Annotated in this window: 18 protein-coding genes; 10 read left to right on the top strand and 8 right to left on the bottom strand. The window is 70.6% G+C overall.

The features are described 5' to 3' along the window. The first annotated feature begins 139 nt into the window (after positions 1-139). Positions 140-1639 (top strand): flavin monoamine oxidase family protein, encoded by a 1500-nt coding sequence (locus JOE59_RS11520; protein ID WP_204460643.1) that lies wholly within the window; start codon positions 140-142, stop codon positions 1637-1639. A 12-nt stretch (positions 1640-1651) separates the two neighbouring features. Here the strand turns inward: JOE59_RS11520 and JOE59_RS11515 are convergent, their stop codons facing one another. Then, positions 1652-2122 carry an NUDIX hydrolase gene (locus JOE59_RS11515; protein WP_204460642.1) on the bottom strand — a complete coding sequence of 157 codons (471 nt, stop codon included), beginning with the start codon at positions 2120-2122 and terminating at the stop codon, positions 1652-1654. Positions 2123-2196: 74 nt separating this feature from the next. On the opposite strand from JOE59_RS11515, the gene JOE59_RS11510 reads away from it, so the two are divergent. From JOE59_RS11510 to JOE59_RS11500, 3 genes are all read left to right on the top strand, one after another. After that, complete coding sequence (locus JOE59_RS11510; protein ID WP_204460641.1) at positions 2197-2835, top strand: NAD(P)H-binding protein; 639 nt, start codon at positions 2197-2199, stop codon at positions 2833-2835. Positions 2836-3163: 328 nt separating this feature from the next. Further along, positions 3164-3364, top strand: a complete 201-nt coding sequence (locus tag JOE59_RS11505; RefSeq protein WP_204460640.1) for a hypothetical protein — start codon at positions 3164-3166, stop codon at positions 3362-3364. 71 nt (positions 3365-3435) lie between these two features. After that, a complete protein-coding gene (locus JOE59_RS11500; protein WP_204460639.1) occupies positions 3436-3903 on the top strand; it encodes a helix-turn-helix domain-containing protein in 468 nt (155 codons plus the stop codon). Here JOE59_RS11500 and JOE59_RS11495 read toward each other — a convergent pair. Continuing rightward, positions 3885-4508, bottom strand: coding sequence for a ClpP family protease (locus tag JOE59_RS11495; RefSeq protein ID WP_204460636.1), 624 nt, complete (start codon positions 4506-4508; stop codon positions 3885-3887). The genes JOE59_RS11500 and JOE59_RS11495 overlap by 19 nt on opposite strands. Further along, on the bottom strand, positions 4505-5146 hold the full coding sequence (locus tag JOE59_RS11490; protein ID WP_204460634.1) for a ClpP family protease: 642 nt from the start codon (positions 5144-5146) through the stop codon (positions 4505-4507). Before JOE59_RS11490 ends, JOE59_RS11495 begins: the two co-directional genes overlap by 4 nt. A gap of 174 nt (positions 5147-5320) precedes the next feature. Here JOE59_RS11490 and JOE59_RS11485 point away from each other — a divergent pair, with 174 nt between their 5' ends. Both JOE59_RS11485 and JOE59_RS11480 read left to right on the top strand, forming a co-directional pair. Continuing rightward, positions 5321-6265, top strand: a complete 945-nt coding sequence (locus JOE59_RS11485) for a cytochrome b/b6 domain-containing protein (protein ID WP_204460632.1) — start codon at positions 5321-5323, stop codon at positions 6263-6265. Positions 6266-6421: 156 nt separating this feature from the next. Continuing rightward, a complete protein-coding gene (locus tag JOE59_RS11480) occupies positions 6422-6727 on the top strand; it encodes a DUF1540 domain-containing protein (protein WP_179552378.1) in 306 nt (101 codons plus the stop codon). 3 nt (positions 6728-6730) lie between these two features. On the opposite strand, the gene JOE59_RS11475 is transcribed toward JOE59_RS11480, so the two are convergent. Together JOE59_RS11475 and JOE59_RS11470 are read right to left on the bottom strand one after the other, a co-directional pair. Next, on the bottom strand, positions 6731-7468 hold the full coding sequence (locus tag JOE59_RS11475) for an SDR family NAD(P)-dependent oxidoreductase (protein ID WP_204460629.1): 738 nt from the start codon (positions 7466-7468) through the stop codon (positions 6731-6733). A gap of 156 nt (positions 7469-7624) precedes the next feature. Next, the gene (locus tag JOE59_RS11470) at positions 7625-8146 is read right to left on the bottom strand and encodes a MarR family winged helix-turn-helix transcriptional regulator (RefSeq protein WP_204460627.1); all 522 of its coding nucleotides are present in this window, start codon (positions 8144-8146) and stop codon (positions 7625-7627) included. A gap of 101 nt (positions 8147-8247) precedes the next feature. Here JOE59_RS11470 and JOE59_RS11465 point away from each other — a divergent pair, with 101 nt between their 5' ends. Continuing rightward, entirely contained in the window at positions 8248-8820 is a 573-nt protein-coding gene (locus JOE59_RS11465) for an NADPH-dependent F420 reductase (RefSeq protein ID WP_204460625.1), read from the top strand. Positions 8821-8842: 22 nt separating this feature from the next. On the opposite strand, the gene JOE59_RS11460 is transcribed toward JOE59_RS11465, so the two are convergent. Then, a complete protein-coding gene (locus JOE59_RS11460; protein WP_204460623.1) occupies positions 8843-9670 on the bottom strand; it encodes an MBL fold metallo-hydrolase in 828 nt (275 codons plus the stop codon). A 56-nt stretch (positions 9671-9726) separates the two neighbouring features. On the opposite strand from JOE59_RS11460, the gene JOE59_RS11455 reads away from it, so the two are divergent. From JOE59_RS11455 to JOE59_RS11445, 3 genes are all read left to right on the top strand, one after another. Beyond that, positions 9727-10467 (top strand): NUDIX hydrolase, encoded by a 741-nt coding sequence (locus tag JOE59_RS11455; RefSeq protein ID WP_204460621.1) that lies wholly within the window; start codon positions 9727-9729, stop codon positions 10465-10467. Positions 10468-10471: 4 nt separating this feature from the next. After that, the gene (locus JOE59_RS11450) at positions 10472-11908 is read left to right on the top strand and encodes a phytoene desaturase family protein (protein ID WP_204460619.1); all 1437 of its coding nucleotides are present in this window, start codon (positions 10472-10474) and stop codon (positions 11906-11908) included. Between the two features lie 128 nt (positions 11909-12036). Then, positions 12037-13482, top strand: coding sequence for a lipase maturation factor family protein (locus JOE59_RS11445; protein ID WP_204460617.1), 1446 nt, complete (start codon positions 12037-12039; stop codon positions 13480-13482). A gap of 19 nt (positions 13483-13501) precedes the next feature. On the opposite strand, the gene JOE59_RS11440 is transcribed toward JOE59_RS11445, so the two are convergent. Then, complete coding sequence (locus tag JOE59_RS11440; RefSeq protein WP_204460615.1) at positions 13502-15466, bottom strand: ABC1 kinase family protein; 1965 nt, start codon at positions 15464-15466, stop codon at positions 13502-13504. A gap of 49 nt (positions 15467-15515) precedes the next feature. Further along, positions 15516-16958: an MDR family MFS transporter gene (locus tag JOE59_RS11435; RefSeq protein ID WP_374191126.1), complete on the bottom strand. Its 1443-nt coding sequence runs from the start codon at positions 16956-16958 to the stop codon at positions 15516-15518. Positions 16959-17027: the final 69 nt, after the last annotated feature.

Below are 17027 nucleotides of genomic sequence, written 5' to 3'. Positions count from 1 at the left end.
TGAGCAGCCGTCGTCGTGCACTCAACGGAGAGTGGGACACCCGGCATGGTCACCGAGTCTCCGGCCATGCAGACGCGCGGCCATCGCCGCGATCGCGGCCGTTGCGGTTCCACTGATTCGACTACGAAGGAGTAGCACCATGGAGAACATCAGCCGTCGCGGACTCTTGATGGGCGGGCTCGCCGCCGCCGCAGGTCTCGCCGATGTCGCCGCCGGCGGCCAGCCGATCGGCCCTGGGAACGGCCACGGCAACGGAACGCCCTCGCTGAAGCACGCGAAGGGCGACAAGACTGCCTGGGACGTGATCGTGGTGGGGGCCGGTGCGGCGGGCATCGGTGCGGCGCGCCGCCTCACAGACCAGAATCCCGATCTGCGTGTCGTGATCGTCGAGGCCCGCGACAGGATCGGCGGCCGCATGTACACCGACCGGACGTCGATGGGCATCCCGGTCGAGCGCGGTTGCGAACTCGTCCATGGCGGCCCGTATGCGTCGACCTACCCGTGGATCGAGCAGGCCGGGTTCGACATGCGGATGTTCCAGAACAACTACATCCGCCAGGCCGATGCGCCGAGGTCCTCGCCGTCCTCCCAATGGCATCAATGGGACTCTCCGACCTCCTGGCTGTTCCCGCTGGGCCTGCCGGAGGCGCTGATCCCGTACGACCCGACGGGGCAGAACCTCCCGCTGCCGGCCGCACTTCCCGGCGAGATGGCCGACGCGTACCTCCTGCGCCTCGGGGTGACCGCCGCGAACACGCCGACGGGCCTCAACTACGAGTTGACCGACGACAGCGAACCGCTGTACGACACGGCCGCCTCTCGCGTCGCCGCACCGCTCCGGGACTGCATCCGGTACACGCTGCATCCCGAGCAGGCGCCGGAGCCGGAGATCCTGGATCCGAACGACTCGCGGTACGACGACGGAGACTACAAGATCATCGGCGGCTACGACCAGCTGCTCCACTTCATCGCGGGCGACGTCCCGGTCATGTTGCGGACCGTGGTCGAAGAGGTCAGCTACACCGCGAACGGCGTCGAGCTGCTCACGTCCAAGGGCGCGATGTTCGGACGCCGAGTCGTCTTCGCCGTCCCCGCGGGGGTCATGCAACGTCGCGACATCGCATTCACCCCCGGCCTGCCCGCCGCCAAGTGGGCCGCCTTCGACGCGTTCGAGTACCACGACATCTTCAAGTGCGTGCTCGAGTTCAAGGAGAAGGTGTTCACACCCAACGGCACCGACAACTGGGGCTACGCCGAGTCGATGGATCACTTCCCGACCACTCTTTGGAACGCCTCGATCGCCTCCCCCGGCTACAAGGGGCAGGCCATCGTGGGATGGGAGACCGGCGCAGCGGCACGAGAACTCCACGCGCTTCCGCTCGAGCAGAAGTACCAAGCAGTGCTCGAGGTCGTGCGGAAGTCCGCGGGAGACCCCGGCCTTCGGTACCACAAGGCCGTGATGACCGACTGGGCCAACGAGCCCTACTCGTGGGGCCCATACGGCAGCGGAGGCAACTCGAGGGACATGGCCGCAACCGTCGGCGGCGTCCTGTACTGGGCCGGCATGCGCACCAGCACCGTGTCGGCGTCGTACTCGTCGGGCGTCGCGCAGGCGGATCAACTCCTCCTGGCGCTCTAGGGCGGGTCGAATTCAGCCGGGCGACCCGTCGAGCGCGGCCAGCAGCGCGTCGAGCGCCGGGCGCTGGCCCGCCGTGAGCAGCTCCCGGGCCTCGAACACGGGCGTCCATCGAGCCTCGTCGACCTCGGGGAACTCCTGGCGCCGGCCCGACCGCGGCGGCCACTCGATCTCGAAGGTGTTCGAACGCACCTCGTCGACCTCGAACTCGGGGGCCGGCGCCGCGAACACTCGCACCGTCTTGCCCGACGAGTACCGGAACGCACCGAGATCGATCACGTCCGCATCGGGCGCCGGCACGCCGATCTCCTCGGCGAACTCGCGGCGGGCCGCGGCGAGTGGCTCCTCGTCGGTGAACTCGCCCTTCGGGATCGACCATGCGCCCGCCTGCTTTCGCGCCCAGAACGGCCCGCCCATGTGCGCGATGAAGACCTCGAGCCCGCGCAGTTCGCGGTAGAGCAGCAGGCCCGCGCTCGTCACCGGCACGGCGCACCGCCCTGCCCGAGCGCGCGCCCCGCACGCGGGAGTAGCGTGGGGCGAGTCGGTCGGAGGAGGAGCACATGGCACGCATCGTGATCATCGGGGGCCACGGGAAGATCGCCCTCAAGCTCGAACGGCTGCTCGCCGATCGCGGCGACGAGGTCGACGCGATCATCCGCAACCCCGACCACGCAGCCGACGTGGCTGCGGCGGGCGCACGCCCCGTCGTCGCCGACATCGAGCGGCTCGACGTCGACGATCTCGCCGAGATCGTGCACGGCCACGACGTCGTGGTCTGGACGGCGGGAGCCGGCGGCGGCGACCCCGCGCGCACCTACGCCGTCGACCGTGACGCGGCGATCCGGTCGATGGTGGCCGCCGAGAGCTCGGGCGTCACCCGGTACGTGATGGTGTCGTATTTCGGCTCGCCCGACCACAGCGTGCCCGAGGGCAACAGCTTCCGCGCCTACGCGGAGGCGAAGGCGGCCGCCGACGAGCACCTCGCGGGCACGACGCTCGACTGGACCATCCTCGGCCCGAGCACGCTCACCGACGGCGAGGGCACCGGACACATCGACGTCGGGGTACCCAGCAGCGGCACGGTCGATCGAGCGGATGTCGCGGCCGTCGCCGCCGAAGCGGTGCACCGTGACTCGACGGTGCGTCGAACCATCCGTTTCAACGCCGGCAGCACGCCGATCGCCGAAGCGCTCGGCTGACCGGAGCGGCCCAGTCGACGCGCGCAGCTCGGCTGAGCGGAGCAGCTCGAACGGGAGCACGAATGCCCGAGCGGTCAGTGCTCGCGCGGTCGTCGAACGAGGGACCAGAGCGCTGCGAGACCCAGCAGGCCTCCGACCGCAATGAACGTTCCGAGAATCGACCAGATCACCGTTTCCGTCGACATCGCCCACCTCCGTGTCAGTGGCTTCATTCTGCACGCGGGTGCCTCCGACCGCCAGCGATCGGCGCGGAATGCGGTCGAGTCAAGCCGTTGACGGATCCCGCGTCCGACGCGCACGCTGGAGCCGATCGAACCTCGGAGGAATGATGACCGACGCACGAGACCCAGCCGAAGCCGGTGCCGACCGGCGCGACCGGCGCGACCGGCGCGACGACGAGCCGACGACCGAAGACGATCGCGAGCGGGATGCGGCGACGAGCGGCGACGACCCGAACGACCTCGACGCCGACAACGCGGTCGAGGCCGACTCGATCGAGACCCTCGACCCCGAGAATCCTCCGGCGTAGTCGAGGGCGCCCAGTTCTGCTCTGAGCGGATCGAGCTGCCGGCGAGCGGATGCCGCGGCTAGCCTCTCGGCATGGGCAAGGTCGTCGAGTTCACACGGGTCACGGGTTCGCAGGCGTCGCAGCCGAGCGCCCCCGGTCGAGGTGCCGCGAAGCCGCTCTGGCGGCACGCACTCGGCGAGGTGCTGCGGGGTGAACGGCTCGAGCAGGAGCGGATCCTGACCGAGGTCGCCGCCGCGGCGGGCGTCTCGCCGCAGTACCTCTCCGAGATCGAACGCGGTCGCAAGGAGCCCTCCTCGGAGGTGCTCGGCTCGGTCGCCGAGGCGCTCGGGCTCGACCTCGTCGATGTCGTCGAGCGCGTCGGCTCCCTGCTCGGAGAACGCCGGGAGACCGATCGGCGGGAGGCGGAGCGTCGCGAGCTGCTGCGCATCGAGACGTCGTTCGCGTTCCGCGCCGACGCGGGCGCGCTCGTCGACCTCGGCCCGGAGCATCCACTCGCGGTCGCGCCCGCCGCACCGTCGGCCTACCTGCTGGCGGCGTAGGCGCCGGCCGCCACCTCGACCTGCGCCGTCAGCACGTGATCGGCGAGGCCGTACTCCACGGCGGCCGCAGCGGGCAGGATGAGGTCGCGATCGGTGTCGTGCCGCAGGGTCATCGCGTCGCGTCCGGTGTCGGCGGCGAGGGCGGCCTCGAGTTCGGCGCGAACCCGGACGACCTCGTCGGCGTGCAGGATCAGGTCGGGGATCGTGCCGCGCCCCTGCGTCGACGGCTGGTGCAGCACGACGCGGCCGTGCGGCAGGATCGCCCGCATGCCCTTCGCGCCGCCGGCCAGGAGCACCGCGGCCGGCCCGCCCGCCTGGCCGACGCACGTCGTCGCGACATCCGGCCTGATGTGCTGCATGGTGTCGTAGACCGCGAGCGCCGCGCCGGGCGAACCGCCGGGGGAGTTCAGGTAGAGGCTGATCGGCGTCTCGCTCGACTCGGAGGCGAGGTGCAGGAACTGCGCGATGAGCACGTTGGCGACGCCGTCGTCGATCTCGGTGCCGAGGTAGACGATGCGCTCCGAGAGCAGCCGGCTGTAGACGTCGAGCGAGCGCTCGCTGTTGCCGCGCTTCTCGACGACGTAGGGGATCGTGTAGCTCGTCATGACGTGGCTCCTGTTCCGGTGCGGGCCTGCAGTCCCACCTGGGGCCGGTCGCCCCCGGGGAACATCTCGCCGAAGCCGTCGGCGATGCGGTCGATGAAGCCGTAGTCCACGGCCTCGGTCGCGGAGTACCAGCGGTCGCGCAGCGAGTCCTCGGCGATGCGCTCGATGGGCTGGCCGGTGTTCTCGGCGGTGATGCCGAGCACCGTGTCGCGGGTGTAACGCAGGTCGTCGGCCTGCAGCTCGATGTCGACCGCGGTGCCGCCGATGCCGGCCGAGCCCTGGTGCATGAGGATGCGCGAGTGCGGCAGCGCGAACCGCTTGCCCCTCGAGCCCGCCGAGAGCAGGAACTGGCCCGCACTCGCCGCGATGCCGACGGCGATCGTCGACACGTCGTTCGGGATCGAGCGCATGACGTCGGCGATCGCGAGCATCGCCGACACCGAGCCGCCGGGTGAGTTGATCCAGAAGCGGATGTCGCGGCGCGGGTCGTCGGCCGCGAGGGTGACGAGCTGCGCGCAGAGCCGGTTGCCGCCCTGCTGGTCGAGTTCGTCGCCGAGCACGATGATGCGCTCGTGGAAGAGTCGCCTCGTGAGCTCGGCGTCGATCGGGTGGATCGGTGGGGAGTCGTGTTCGCTCATGACCCCAGCGTGCGTGCTGGCGCTGCGGCGTGGGGCGGATGCCGCTGAGAGCAGTGCTGCCGTGAGCAGCTCTGCCGTGAGCGGATCGCCGCGGGCAACGGGCGCCGCGGCATCCGTGACCTTTCGGGTCGTCGCCCCCGGCGGGCGCTCGGACGGTCATGCCAAAATATTCCGGTGACCCGCCTCACCGACCCGACCGCGCATCACGCGACTCGTCGACGCATCAGGTGGCTGCCGGTCGCGCTGGCCGTGGTCGCCGGGGTCGTGCTCCTCGCCGGGGTCGTGCTCGCCGCGATCTGGTTGCGCGCCCAGCCCGCGGTGCAGGACTTCATCGCCAGGTATCCCGGTACGACGCCGTTGCCCGAGGGGGCACCGGTCGGCATTCCCGCCTGGCTCGGCTGGCAGCACTTCCTGAACGCCTTCTTCCTCGTGCTTCTCGTGCGCTCGGGGCTGCTGCTGCGCAAGGGCGGACGCCCGCCGGCCCGCTGGGTGCGGAACAACGAGGGGCTCATCCGCACCAGGAACCCGCCGTGGAAGGTCAGCATCCACCTCTGGCTCCACTACACCGTCGACGCGCTCTGGGTCGCGAACGGCATCGTGTTCATCGTGCTGCTCTTCGTCACCGGGCAGTGGATGCGCATCGTGCCGACGAGCGCCGACATCTGGCCGAACGCCGTTTCTGCGGCGCTGCAGTACGCCTCGCTCGACTGGCCGGTCGAGCACGCCTGGGTGAACTACAACAGCCTGCAGGTGCTCAGCTACTTCGCGATCGTGTTCGTGGTGGCTCCGCTCGCGGTGCTCACGGGCCTCCGGCTCTCGTCGGTCTGGCCGCAGCGGGCCGAGCGGCTGAACCGCGCCTACCCGGCGAAGCTCGCGAAGGCCGTGCACTACCCGGTGATGCTCGTGTTCGTGGCGTTCGTGATCGTGCACGTCACCCTCGTGTTCGCGACGGGTGCGCTGCGCAACCTCGACGCGATGTTCGCAAGCCGCGACGGTGCGTCGTGGCTCGGCTTCGCGATCTTCGCGGTGTCGCTCGCGGTCATGATCGGCGCCTGGTTCGCCGTGCGGCCGGCCGTGCTGAAGCCCCTCGCGAGCCGCATGGGCACCGTCACGCGCTGAGCCGTTCATGCGCCGTCGTGACCGATGAGGTAAGGCTCACCTCAGAAGAAAACGGCGTTGATCTGCGGAAAATCGTCCATTCGCTGCTGCGTCTTCGACCCTCCCGGGCGTACCATCGCCGTATCGAACGGTCGTACACCGCACTGGGAGGTCACCATGAGCATGACGCTCGACGAACTGCCCGCCGTCGCCGAATGCTCGGTGGCCGGATGCTCCTACAACGATCATTCGCATTGCCATGCCGCCGCCGTGACGATCGGCGGGTCGGTCGGGGATGCGGAGTGCGCGACCTTCATCCCGCTCGGCAAGAAGGGCGGCCTCGACAAGGTGATCACGCACGTCGGGGCGTGTCAGCGGGCGGAGTGCGTGCACAACGAGTCGCTCGAGTGCACGGCCGCCTCGGTGCGCATCGGCGCGGGGTCGACCGACGACGCCGACTGCCTCACCTACGACCCGCGCTGACCCTCACCACGCGACCGGCCCTGCGCTGTCGATGAACGTGCCCGATGCGGCATGCTCCGGCAGCGTCGCCGCCGTGACGACGACGCGCGCCGCCTCGTCGGCGGTCGTCGGCGCGTGCTCGCGGTTTCCGGGCGCGAGATCGGTCTGCACCCATCCCGGGCACACCGAAGTCACCTTGAGCGGCGTGCCGGCGAACTTCTTGCTCAGTCCGATCGTCATGCTGTTCACCGCAGCCTTCGACGCCTGATAGGCGGGCACGACGCTCGAATAGAACGGCGAGCTCTCGTCGGCCTGATCGCTCAGCGACCCCATGGTCGATGAGACGTTGACGATGCGACCGGCGCGGCTGCGGCGAAGCAGGGGCAGGAACTTCTCGGTCACCGTCGCCACGCCGAGCACGTTCGTCTCGAAGGTGCGTGCGAATGCCCCGAGGTCGACGAATTCGTGCTCGGTCTGGACGCTGGCCTCCGGCAGGATGCCGGCGTTGTTCACCAGGATGTCGAGACGCCCGTGCCGGGCACCGATCTGCTCGGCGGCCGCGGTCGCGCTCGCGGATGAGGAGACGTCGAGCTCCAGCGGCTCCGCGCTGAGGCCCTGTGCGATCAGGTCATCGGCTGCCGCGCTGACCGCCTCGAGGTCGCGACCGGCGATGATGACGGTGGCGCCGGTGCGTGCGAGGGCGGTCGCGGTCGCGAAACCGAGTCCGCGATTCGCGCCGGTGACCAATGCGATGGTGCTCATGGATGGGCACGTCCTTCCTGGCCGGCTGAGGTGCCGGGTCGAGTCGTGCTTCCGATCCTGCTCGCATCGACGACGGCGTTCTGGCGTGAATCGGACCTCGCGCGACGAGGTCCGATTCCCGCTGGATGGCCCCTACCGGGTCGACGCCTGAAGGCGTCAGGCCACGACGTGGTCGACGGGGCCCTCGCTGAACTGGCACGACGTGGCTGAGAGGCGTGCCTCGGGGTCGAGCCGCGCGAGCACCGCGCCCGCGATCACGTAGAGCTGTTCGAGTTGCTCCGGCGCGAGGGCGTCGAGCACGTTCGCGCGCACCGTCTCGACGTGGCCGGGGGCTGCTTCGGAGATGAGGGCGAGGCCTGCGTCGGTGATGGTCGCGTTCGTGGCGCGGCGGTCTTCAGGGCAGGGGAGCCGTTCGATGAGCCCGCGCTCCTCGAGGCGCTTCGCGACATGCGAGAGCCGGGGGAGCGTCGCGTTCGTGCGCGACGCCAGCTCGGTCATGCGCATGGTGCGCGAGGGTGCAGCGCCGAGCGCCATGAGCGCGCCGTACTCGAAGTGCGTGAGTCCGGCGTCGCGCAGCAACTGCGCGTCGAGGGCGCCGGGCAGCAGCTCGGCGAGGGCCACGAGGCGCACCCAGGCGGCTGATTCCTCGGGCGCCAGCCACCGCGTGTCATCCGTCATGCCTGAGAGTCTACCGCATTGGTTGACGCGACAACTGAATGCGCGTACAGTGTTGGTTGTCGATACAAGTAATCGCGTCGAACGGCGCGGGGAGGAAAGACATGACGACCGTCAGCATCATCGGAAACGGCAACATGGGCACCGCGATCGGCGGCATCGTGGCCGCAGGCGGCAACACCGTCGAGTTCATCGGGCGTGACACCGCCCAGCAGATCACGGGCGACATCGTCGTGCTCGCCGTGCCGCACTTCGCGATCGACGAGATCGTCGCCGCGCGCGGCGGCGAGCTCGCCGGCAAGGTCGTCGTCGACATCACGAACCCGCTCGACTTCTCGACCTTCGACTCCCTCGTCGTGCCGGCCGACGGCTCGCGTGCGAGCGAGCTCGCCGCTGCCCTGCCCGACGCGAAGGTCCTGAAGGCCTTCAACACGAACTTCGCCGCCACGCTCGCCGCGAAGACGGTCGGTGCGAACCCCACCACCGTGCTCATCGCCGGTGACGACGACGACGCGAAGCTCGCCCTCGCCGAGGTCGTGCGTGCGGGCGGCGTGAACGCCGTCGACGCCGGCCGACTCTCGCGTGCCCGCGAGCTCGAGGCCGTCGGCTTCCTGCAGCTCACCCTCGCCGTGCAGGAGAAGGTCGGCTGGGACGCCGGCATCGCGCTCGTCGCGTAACCCCGCCTGACGGTCTCCTGCGTCAGCCGACGCTGCGCAGGTAGGCCAGCTGTGCTCGAACGGATGCCTCGGCTGCACTGCGCACCGAGGCATCCGTGTCGGCGTAGACCAGGTCGGTGACCGCACCGGTCCCGGCGTCCGCGCCGAGCTCATGCAACGCCGCCCGCACCTGGTCGAGGCGCTCGGCGCGATGTGCGAGGTACGCGCGGCAGATCGCCGCGAGGTCAGGCAGCACCGGGCCGTGGCCGGGCAGCACACCGACCGGCCCGGGCGTGCCGAGGGCGCGCAGTGATTCGAGCGAGTCGAGGTACGGGCCGAGGGCGCCGTCGGGGTCGGCGATGATCGTCGTGCCGCGCCCGAGGATCGTGTCGCCCGTGAGCACGCTGCCGTGGGCGCCGTCGCCGTCGCCGTCGTGGGCGCCGACGAGCCGGTCGCCGGGCAGCGAGAAGCACACCGAGTCCGCCGTGTGCCCGGGGGTCGCGATCACGTCGATCTCGAGGCCCGCCGCACGGATCCGCGCGCCGTCGACCAGCGGCGCCCCGGCCACGCAGAACGCGGCGTCGATCGCACGCACCGGGGCATCCGTCATCGCGTGGAACGCGCCGAGCGCCTCGGTGTGATCGGGATGGTGGTGCGTGACGAGCACGAGTTCGACCCGGCCCGCTGCGGCAAGGGTCGCGAGGTGCCCCGGTGCGGACGGCCCGGGGTCGACGACCACGACGCCATCGGAACCCGGTGCCCGCAGCACGTACGAATTCGTGCCGTCGAGGGTCATCGGCCCGGCGTTCGGTGCCAGCACGAGACGGGCGAACGTCGACACGCGATCGCCGACGGCGGGAGCCTGATCCATGCCGGAAGTGTATCCGCGCCGATGCGCGCCGGCGTGCCGGGTCATAGTCTGAGGTGATGAGCAGCGAGCTGGAATCACTGACGAACCCGGCTGCGACCGGTGCGGCAGCGACCGTCGTGCTGTTGCGCGACGGCGAACGCGGTCTCGAGGTGCTCCTCGCCGAGCGCCCCCGCGATCGCGGGTCCTTCCCCGGCGCCTGGGTCTTCCCGGGCGGCGCGGTCGACGAAGCGGATGCCGCGGGCGACCCCGTCGACGGCATCGACGCCGCCCGACGCGCCGCCGTGCGCGAGACCTTCGAAGAGGTCGGGCTCGTGCTCGACGGCGACGAGCTCGTGCCCTTCTCGCACTGGACGCCGCCCGAGAACGCTCCGAAGCGGCTCACCACGACGTTCTTCGCCGTGCGCGTGCCCGATGGCGAGTTGCGGCTCGCGCCCGACGAGGTCGCCGAGGCAGCGTGGCTGCGCCCCGCGGACGCGCTCGACCGGCACACCGCCGGCAGCATGACGCTCTGGCCACCGACGTGGGTGACCTTGCACGGACTGTCGCATGCGGCATCCGTGGACGAGGCGCTCGCCGACCTCCGCAGCGGCGAGGTGAAGCCGTTCGTCGGGAAGGTCGTCGACGAGGACCACATGATCCTCTGGCAGGAGGACGACGAGTACGTCGCCGAGCACAAGCGCGAGGCGCGCGACCCCTCGGTGCCCGACGACGGGCCCGATGCCGACGGCAATCGCCACCGCCTCATGATGGACCGGTTGCCGTGGATCTACGTCAACACCCTCGGCGCCGGATTCTGAGCTCGTGACCGACGTCACGATCGTGGGCAGCGGACCCAACGGGCTCGTCGCGGCGGTGGTCGCGGCCCGCGCCGGGCTCTCGGTGCGGGTGCTCGAGGCGGCGCCGACGATCGGCGGGGGCCTGCGCACCGCCGAGCTCACCCTGCCCGGATTCCGGCACGACGTGTGCTCGACGGTGCATCCGGCCGGCCTCGCCTCCCCGGTGTTCCGAAAGCTCGGCCTCCTCGACCGCGTCGACTGGGTGGTGCCCGAGGTCTCGTACGCGCACCCGCTCGGTGGCGGTCGCGCCGGAATCGCCTGGCGCGACCTCGAGCGCACAGCCGACGGCCTCGAGGCCGACGGCGCGGCCTGGCGGAGCCTCCTCGCGCCGCTCGTCGCCCGCAGCCGCGGGGTCGTCGACTTCACGGGCTCGCAGCTGCTGCGCGTGCCGCACGACCCCGTCGCGGCGCTGAAGTTCGGCCTGCGGGCGCTCGAACAGGGCACCGCGGCGTGGACCACCCGATTCGTCGGGGACGTCGCGCCGGCCCTCTTCAGCGGCGTCGTCGCGCATGCGGCGGGTGGCATGCCCTCGCTCGCCTCAGCGGGAGCCGGCCTCCTGATCGCCATGCACGGGCACGGTGTCGGGTGGGGCCTGCCGATCGGCGGCTCGCAGGCGATCGCGGATGCGCTCGCCGACGAGCTCCGGGCGCGCGGCGGCGAGATCGTGACGGATGCCCCGGTGGCCTCGCTCGCCGAGGTCACGGGGTCGCGGGCGGTGCTGCTCGACACCTCGCCCGAGCTGCTCTTCAGCGCCCCGCTGCCGGGCGGCTACGCCCGCGCGCTGCGGCGCTACCGCTACGGCTCGGGGGTGGCCAAGGTCGACTTCGCGCTGAGCGGCCCGGTGCCGTGGCGCAATGCCGAGGTGCGGCTCGCGCCCACCGTGCACCTCGGCGGCAGCCGCGCCGAGATCGCGGCGGCCGAGAACGCCGTGGTCCGCGGCTACCAGCCCGGTGTCGCGGGTGGCGGAGGAGCGGAGCATCCGTACGTGCTCGTGACGCAGCCGACGGTCGCCGACCCGAGCCGGGCGCCTGCGGGAAAGCACGTGCTGTGGGCGTACACGCACGTGCCCGCCGGCTCGACGCTCGACGCGACCGAGCTCGTCACCGCCGAGGTCGAGCGCTTCGCGCCGGGGTTCCGCGACGTCGTGCTCGCCTCCGCCGCGAGCTCGGCGGCCGAACTCGGCCGGTACAACGCGAACTACGTCGGCGGCGACATCTACTCGGGTGCCCTCACGATGGCGCAGCTGCTGAAGCGGCCGGTCGTCTCGCCGAAGCCGTGGCGCACCCCGGTCGAGGGCGTCTACCTCTGCTCGAGCGCGACGCCCCCGGGCCCCGCCGTGCACGGCATGAACGGATGGTTCGCGGCCAAGCTCGCCCTGCGGGAGCGCTTCGGCCTGCACTGACGCCGTCTTCGCCGGTCGAGTAGCGAGCGAAGCGAGCGTATCGAGGCCTCCGTGCGGGGTCTCGATACGGCTGCTCCTTCGTCGCGGCCTACTCGACCGGCGAAGATGTGGCGGCGTAGCGTGGGCACGTGGAGTGGACCGCGTGGTTCGACGCGCACGACTACGAGATCGCCCGGCAGATCCTGCAGCGGGGCGTCGGCGCGCTCGCCTTCGTCGCCTTCCTCTCGACGTTGAACCAGTTCCGGCCGCTCCTCGGCGAGCACGGCCTGCTGCCGGTGCCCGAGCTGCTGCGTCGCGCGTCGCGCCTGCGCGGCCCGAGCGTCTTCCGCTGGGGGTACACCGATCGGCGACTCGTCGCCGTTGCCGTCGTCGGGCTCGTGCTCGCGGCATCCGTCGTGGCAGGCCTGCCGCAGCTCGGTCCGCCGTGGCTGCCGCTTCTCGTCTTCCTCGCGCTCTGGATCCTGTACCTCTCGATCGTGAACGTCGGCCAGACCTTCTACGGCTTCGGCTGGGAGATGCTGCTCTGCGAGGCGCTCTTCACGGTCGCGTTCCTCGGCTCGAACGACCAGCCGCCGCCGATCACGATCATCGTCGCCGTGTGGTGGCTCGTGTTCCGGCTCGAATTCGGGGCTGGCATGATCAAGATCCGCGGCGGGCGCGAGTGGCGCGACCTCACCGCCCTCATGTACCACCACGAGACGCAGCCGATGCCGAACCCCTTCAGCCGTCAGGCGCACCTGCTGCCCGCGTGGTTCCACCGCGGCGAGGTGCTCGGCAACCACTTCGCCCAGCTCGTCGTGCCGTTCCTGCTCTTCGTGCCGGGGCCGGTCGGGTCGGCGGCCGCGGCGATCGTGATCCTCACCCAGCTCTGGCTCATCGTCACCGGCAACTTCGCGTGGCTCAACTGGATCACCGTCGTGCTCGCGGCATCCGCCGTCACCGACACCGCCTGGCACTGGCTGATCCCCGCGATCCAGAGCGATCCGGGCACGGATGCCGCGGCGACGCCGATCTGGTGGGCGGCCGTGGTGCTCGCGGCATCCGCTCTGCTCGTCGTGCTGAGCTTCTGGCCGATCAGGAACCTGCTCTCTCGGCGCCAGCTCATGAACGCGTCGTTCAACCGCTGGATGCTCGTGAACGCTTACGGCGCCTTCGGCACGGTCACGAAGCGGCGCATCGAGATCGTCGTCGAGGGGACGCTCGCCGAGCGGCCCGACGGCTCGCCCGACGTCGAGTGGCGCGAGTACGCGTTCAAGGGCAAGCCCGGGGCACTCCGCCGCATCCCGCGGCAGTGGGCGCCGTACCACCTGCGCCTCGACTGGCTCATGTGGTTCCTGCCGCTCGGGCGCATGTGGGAGCCGTGGTTCGAGGTGTTCCTGCTGCGACTGCTCGAAGCGGATGCCCCGACGCTCGCGCTGCTCGACACCGACCCGTTCGACGGCGCCGCCCCACGCTGGATCCGCGCCCGGGCGTACCACTACCGGTTCACGACACGGGCCGAATTCCGTCGGACCGGCGACCGCTGGGTGCGGACGCTCGAGGGCGAGGTCGTGCCGCCGTCTGGGCTCGGGTGAGGGTCCGCCTCGGTCCCGTCTACTCGTTCCGTCGACGGAACACGTCGAACAGCACCCGCAGCACGAACAGCGCCGACACCACCACGAGCAGGTAGCCGAAGATCTGGAACAGGCTGAGCGTCTCGGTGACCTGCGGGCCCGCATCGCTGATCAACAGCATCGCGGCCATCACGCCGAGGACCCCGGCGAGGAACGCGAGCACGACCTGGTTGACGAGGGAGCGCAGCAGCGAGCGGTCGCGGTGATCGGCGAAGAGCCGCACGTTGACACTGAGGCGGCCGTTCGCGAGTGAACCCGAGATCTGGTCGAAGCGGTGGGGCATGCGGCGCAGGATCGGCAGCATCGTGCTCACCTCGTCGACCACCGCGTCCTTCAGCGAGCTCGGATTGAACGCGTCGGCGATGCGCCCCTTCGCGAGCGCGTTCGCCGCCGTCAGCAGGTCGAACCCGGGGTCGAGCACCCGCAGCGTGCCCTCGGCGACGGCGACCGCGCGGAACGCGGAGGCGAGCTCGGGCGGGATCGCGAGCCGGTTCTCGGAGAGCAACCGCGTCATGTCGGCCACGATCGTCGAGTCGAGCGCCGAGCCCGGCCCGAGTCGGGCTGCCATGAACGAGCCGATCTCGCGTCGCAGCACGAACTCGTCGACGTCGTCGGGCAGCTCGACCATGCCGAGCAGTGCATCGCTCATCGCGCGGGCGTCGCCGCGGTAGAACGCCATCAGGATCTCGCTGATGCGTTCGCGCATCTCGGAGTCGAGGCGCCCGACCGAGCCGAAGTCGACGAGGCCGAGGCCGCCGTTCGCGAGCAGCATCACGTTGCCCGGGTGCAGGTCGGCGTGGAAGACGCCGTCGTCGATCACCTGGGTGATGAGGGAGTGGAAGAGCAGTGACGCCTGCGCCTTCCGCACCCCGTCGGGGCGCGTGCCGTCGTCGTCGCTGAGCGCCCGGCCCGGGATGAACTCCATGACCAGCACGCGTGACGTCGACAGGTCCCGGAAGCAGTGCGGGATCGTGAGCCGTTCGCTCGCGGGGTGCCGTGCCTGGGTCGCCTCGATCGCAGCGAGGTTCGCCGCCTCCGAGCGGTAGTCGAGCTCGGCGCGGAGCGACTCGGCGAACGCCGTCGCCACCGAGCGGAGTCCGAGCGACCGGCCCCATTCGGTCTCGTTCTCGAGCTTGCGGGCGAGTCGCTGCACGATGTCGAGATCGCGCTCGACGCCCGGAATGATGCCCGGGCGCTGCACCTTGACCGCGACGAGCTGCCCGGACGCGAGCCGCGCCCGGTGCACCTGGCCGATCGATGCCGCGGCGAACAGCTCGGGATCGAACTCGGCGAAGGCCTCGTCGGCTCGCGCGCCGAGTTCGTCGTGCATCAGCTCGTCGATCTCGTTCCACGCGGCGGGCGGTACGGCCTGCTGCAGACGCTCGAGCTCGGTGATGTACTCCTGCGGCAGCAGCTCGGTGCGGGTGGAGAGCATCTGCCCGAGCTTGACGAACACCGGGCCCGCCTCTTCGAGGGAGATCCGGAGGGCCTTCGCGTGGGCGCGACGGGCCTGCTCCGCCGCCGGAGTGTGCGACCGGTCGGGCTTGAACGGCACGAGGCCGTTTCGCACGGCGATGCGGGTCACCTCGGAGTAGCGACGACCGCGGTCGATGGTGCGCTTGATGTCGGGGATCCAGCGATCGGGTCGCGGCATCGTGCCGCTCGGCACGATGAGTTCGGCGATGACGAGGAACCCGATGGCCACGAGCACGATGATGCCGAGCTGGATCGGAACCAGGGCGAGGGTCGCCCCGCCTTCCGTCCAGACGAAGCGAGACTCGAACCCGAGTTCCGCGCCGAGCGCGACGATGCCCGCGACGATGATGCGCCCGGTGCCGACCTGCACACCGAGGAACCGCCGGGAGATCCCCGCCAGCAGCATCATGAACAGGATCGTCACGATCGCGACGCCGATCACGCCCAGGATGATGGAACCGGTCGACATGTGAGCCCCCTTCGGGCGCGTCGCCCGCGGCCCACCCCAAGCGTATTGCTCAGGCGCTCGCCGGCTCCTCCACCGGTCGGTGCTCGACGTCGTCGACATGGGCGCTCGGCATCGCGATGCCGCCCGCGATCGTGACGACCGCCGCGACGAGCACCGCCACGAACACGGCGGTCGAGGCCCCGTGGATCGCGACGGGGGAGTGCTCGCCGAGCCCCGACCGTGCGATGACGCCGTTCGCCACCGCCCCGAAGATCGCGACGCCGACCGCGCTGCCCATCGAGCGCAGGAACATGTTGGCGCCGGTGACGACGCCGCGCTCGGACCAGGGCACCGACGACTGCGCGGCGATGAGCGTCGGCGAGGCCACGAGGCCGAGGCCGAGACCCACGATGAAGCACGCGATCGCGGTGGTCCAGACGTTCGGCGTGATCGAGGCCGCCACGAGTGCCGCAGAGCCGAGCACGGTGATCGTCAGGCCGATGAGGGCGGTGCTGCGGAAGCCGATGCGGAGGAAGAGCCGCCCGGCCTGGCTCGCCGCGATCGGCCAGCCGAGCGTCAGGGCGGCGACCGCGAGTCCCGACACGAGCGGTGAGGCGCCGGCCGTCGCCTCGAGGAAGGTCGGCACGTACGAGGTCAGCCCGATGAGCACCGCGCCGACCCCGAGCGAGATCAGCGAGGTCGTCAGGATGAGCCGCCGGGAGAAGACCCAGAGCGGCAGCACCGGTTCGGCTGCACGCCGTTCGATGAATACGAACGCGACGAGCAGCAGGGCGCCGATCGAGAACGCGCCGATCGACTGCCACGACAGCCACTCCCATGCCTGTCCGCCCTCGAGCACCGCGAGGATCAGCAGGGTCGACGCGATCGTGAGCATGGTGGCGCCGGCGAAGTCGATGCGGTGCTTCTCGCGGGTGACGGACTCGTGGTACGAGCGAACGAGCATCCATCCGGCGATGAGGCAGAGCGGGATGTTCACGAAGAAGATCCAGCGCCACGACGCGAACTCGGCGAACAGTCCGCCGAGCGTGGGTCCGACGACCGAGGAGATCGCCCAGACGCTCGCGATGTAGCCCTGTACCCGGGCGCGCTCGCGCACCGTGTAGATGTCGCCGGTGATCGTGATGGAGACCGGCAGCACGGCGCCGGCGCCGAGACCCTGGATCGCGCGGAAGACGATGAGCGAGGTCATGTCCCACGCGAAGCCGCAGAGCACCGAACCGACGAGGAAGATGCCGATGCCGATGAGCATGATGGGCTTCCGCCCGACGGTGTCGGCGAGTTTCGAGTAGATCGGCACCGAGACCGCTTGGGCGAGCAGGTAGATCGAGAACAGCCATGGGAACTGGGTGAATCCGCCGAGGTCGGCGACGATCGACGGCACCGCGGTCGCGAGGATCGTGGAGTCGATCGCGATGAGGCCCGTGGCCAGCATCACGGAGATGAGCACCGGCCCCCTGGCCGAGCGGAATCCCACGGCAGTCGTCTCGGTCACGTTCCCCCTCGTCTGCGGGCGCGCTGGAACCGGCCCATGTACCACCAACGCCGTCGCGCCGGATTCATT

It is taken from the genome of Agromyces cerinus, from assembly GCF_016907835.1.
GTDB lineage: Bacteria > Actinomycetota > Actinomycetes > Actinomycetales > Microbacteriaceae > Agromyces > Agromyces nitratus.
This window is presented reverse-complemented; position numbering and strand designations above follow the sequence as displayed.

What these genes read in the sequence shown, in the direction of transcription:
- JOE59_RS11520 (WP_204460643.1), top strand. Translation starts at nt 140, where the DNA reads ATGGAGAACATCAGCCGTCGCGGACTCTTGATGGGCGGGCTCGCCGCC.
- JOE59_RS11510 (WP_204460641.1), top strand. Translation starts at nt 2,197, where the DNA reads ATGGCACGCATCGTGATCATCGGGGGCCACGGGAAGATCGCCCTCAAG.
- JOE59_RS11505 (WP_204460640.1), top strand. Translation starts at nt 3,164, where the DNA reads ATGACCGACGCACGAGACCCAGCCGAAGCCGGTGCCGACCGGCGCGAC.
- JOE59_RS11500 (WP_204460639.1), top strand. Translation starts at nt 3,436, where the DNA reads ATGGGCAAGGTCGTCGAGTTCACACGGGTCACGGGTTCGCAGGCGTCG.
- JOE59_RS11495 (WP_204460636.1), bottom strand. Translation starts at nt 4,508, where the DNA reads ATGACGAGCTACACGATCCCCTACGTCGTCGAGAAGCGCGGCAACAGC.
- JOE59_RS11490 (WP_204460634.1), bottom strand. Translation starts at nt 5,146, where the DNA reads ATGAGCGAACACGACTCCCCACCGATCCACCCGATCGACGCCGAGCTC.
- JOE59_RS11480 (WP_179552378.1), top strand. Translation starts at nt 6,422, where the DNA reads ATGAGCATGACGCTCGACGAACTGCCCGCCGTCGCCGAATGCTCGGTG.
- JOE59_RS11475 (WP_204460629.1), bottom strand. Translation starts at nt 7,468, where the DNA reads ATGAGCACCATCGCATTGGTCACCGGCGCGAATCGCGGACTCGGTTTC.
- JOE59_RS11470 (WP_204460627.1), bottom strand. Translation starts at nt 8,146, where the DNA reads ATGACGGATGACACGCGGTGGCTGGCGCCCGAGGAATCAGCCGCCTGG.
- JOE59_RS11465 (WP_204460625.1), top strand. Translation starts at nt 8,248, where the DNA reads ATGACGACCGTCAGCATCATCGGAAACGGCAACATGGGCACCGCGATC.
- JOE59_RS11460 (WP_204460623.1), bottom strand. Translation starts at nt 9,670, where the DNA reads ATGGATCAGGCTCCCGCCGTCGGCGATCGCGTGTCGACGTTCGCCCGT.
- JOE59_RS11455 (WP_204460621.1), top strand. Translation starts at nt 9,727, where the DNA reads ATGAGCAGCGAGCTGGAATCACTGACGAACCCGGCTGCGACCGGTGCG.
- JOE59_RS11440 (WP_204460615.1), bottom strand. Translation starts at nt 15,466, where the DNA reads ATGTCGACCGGTTCCATCATCCTGGGCGTGATCGGCGTCGCGATCGTG.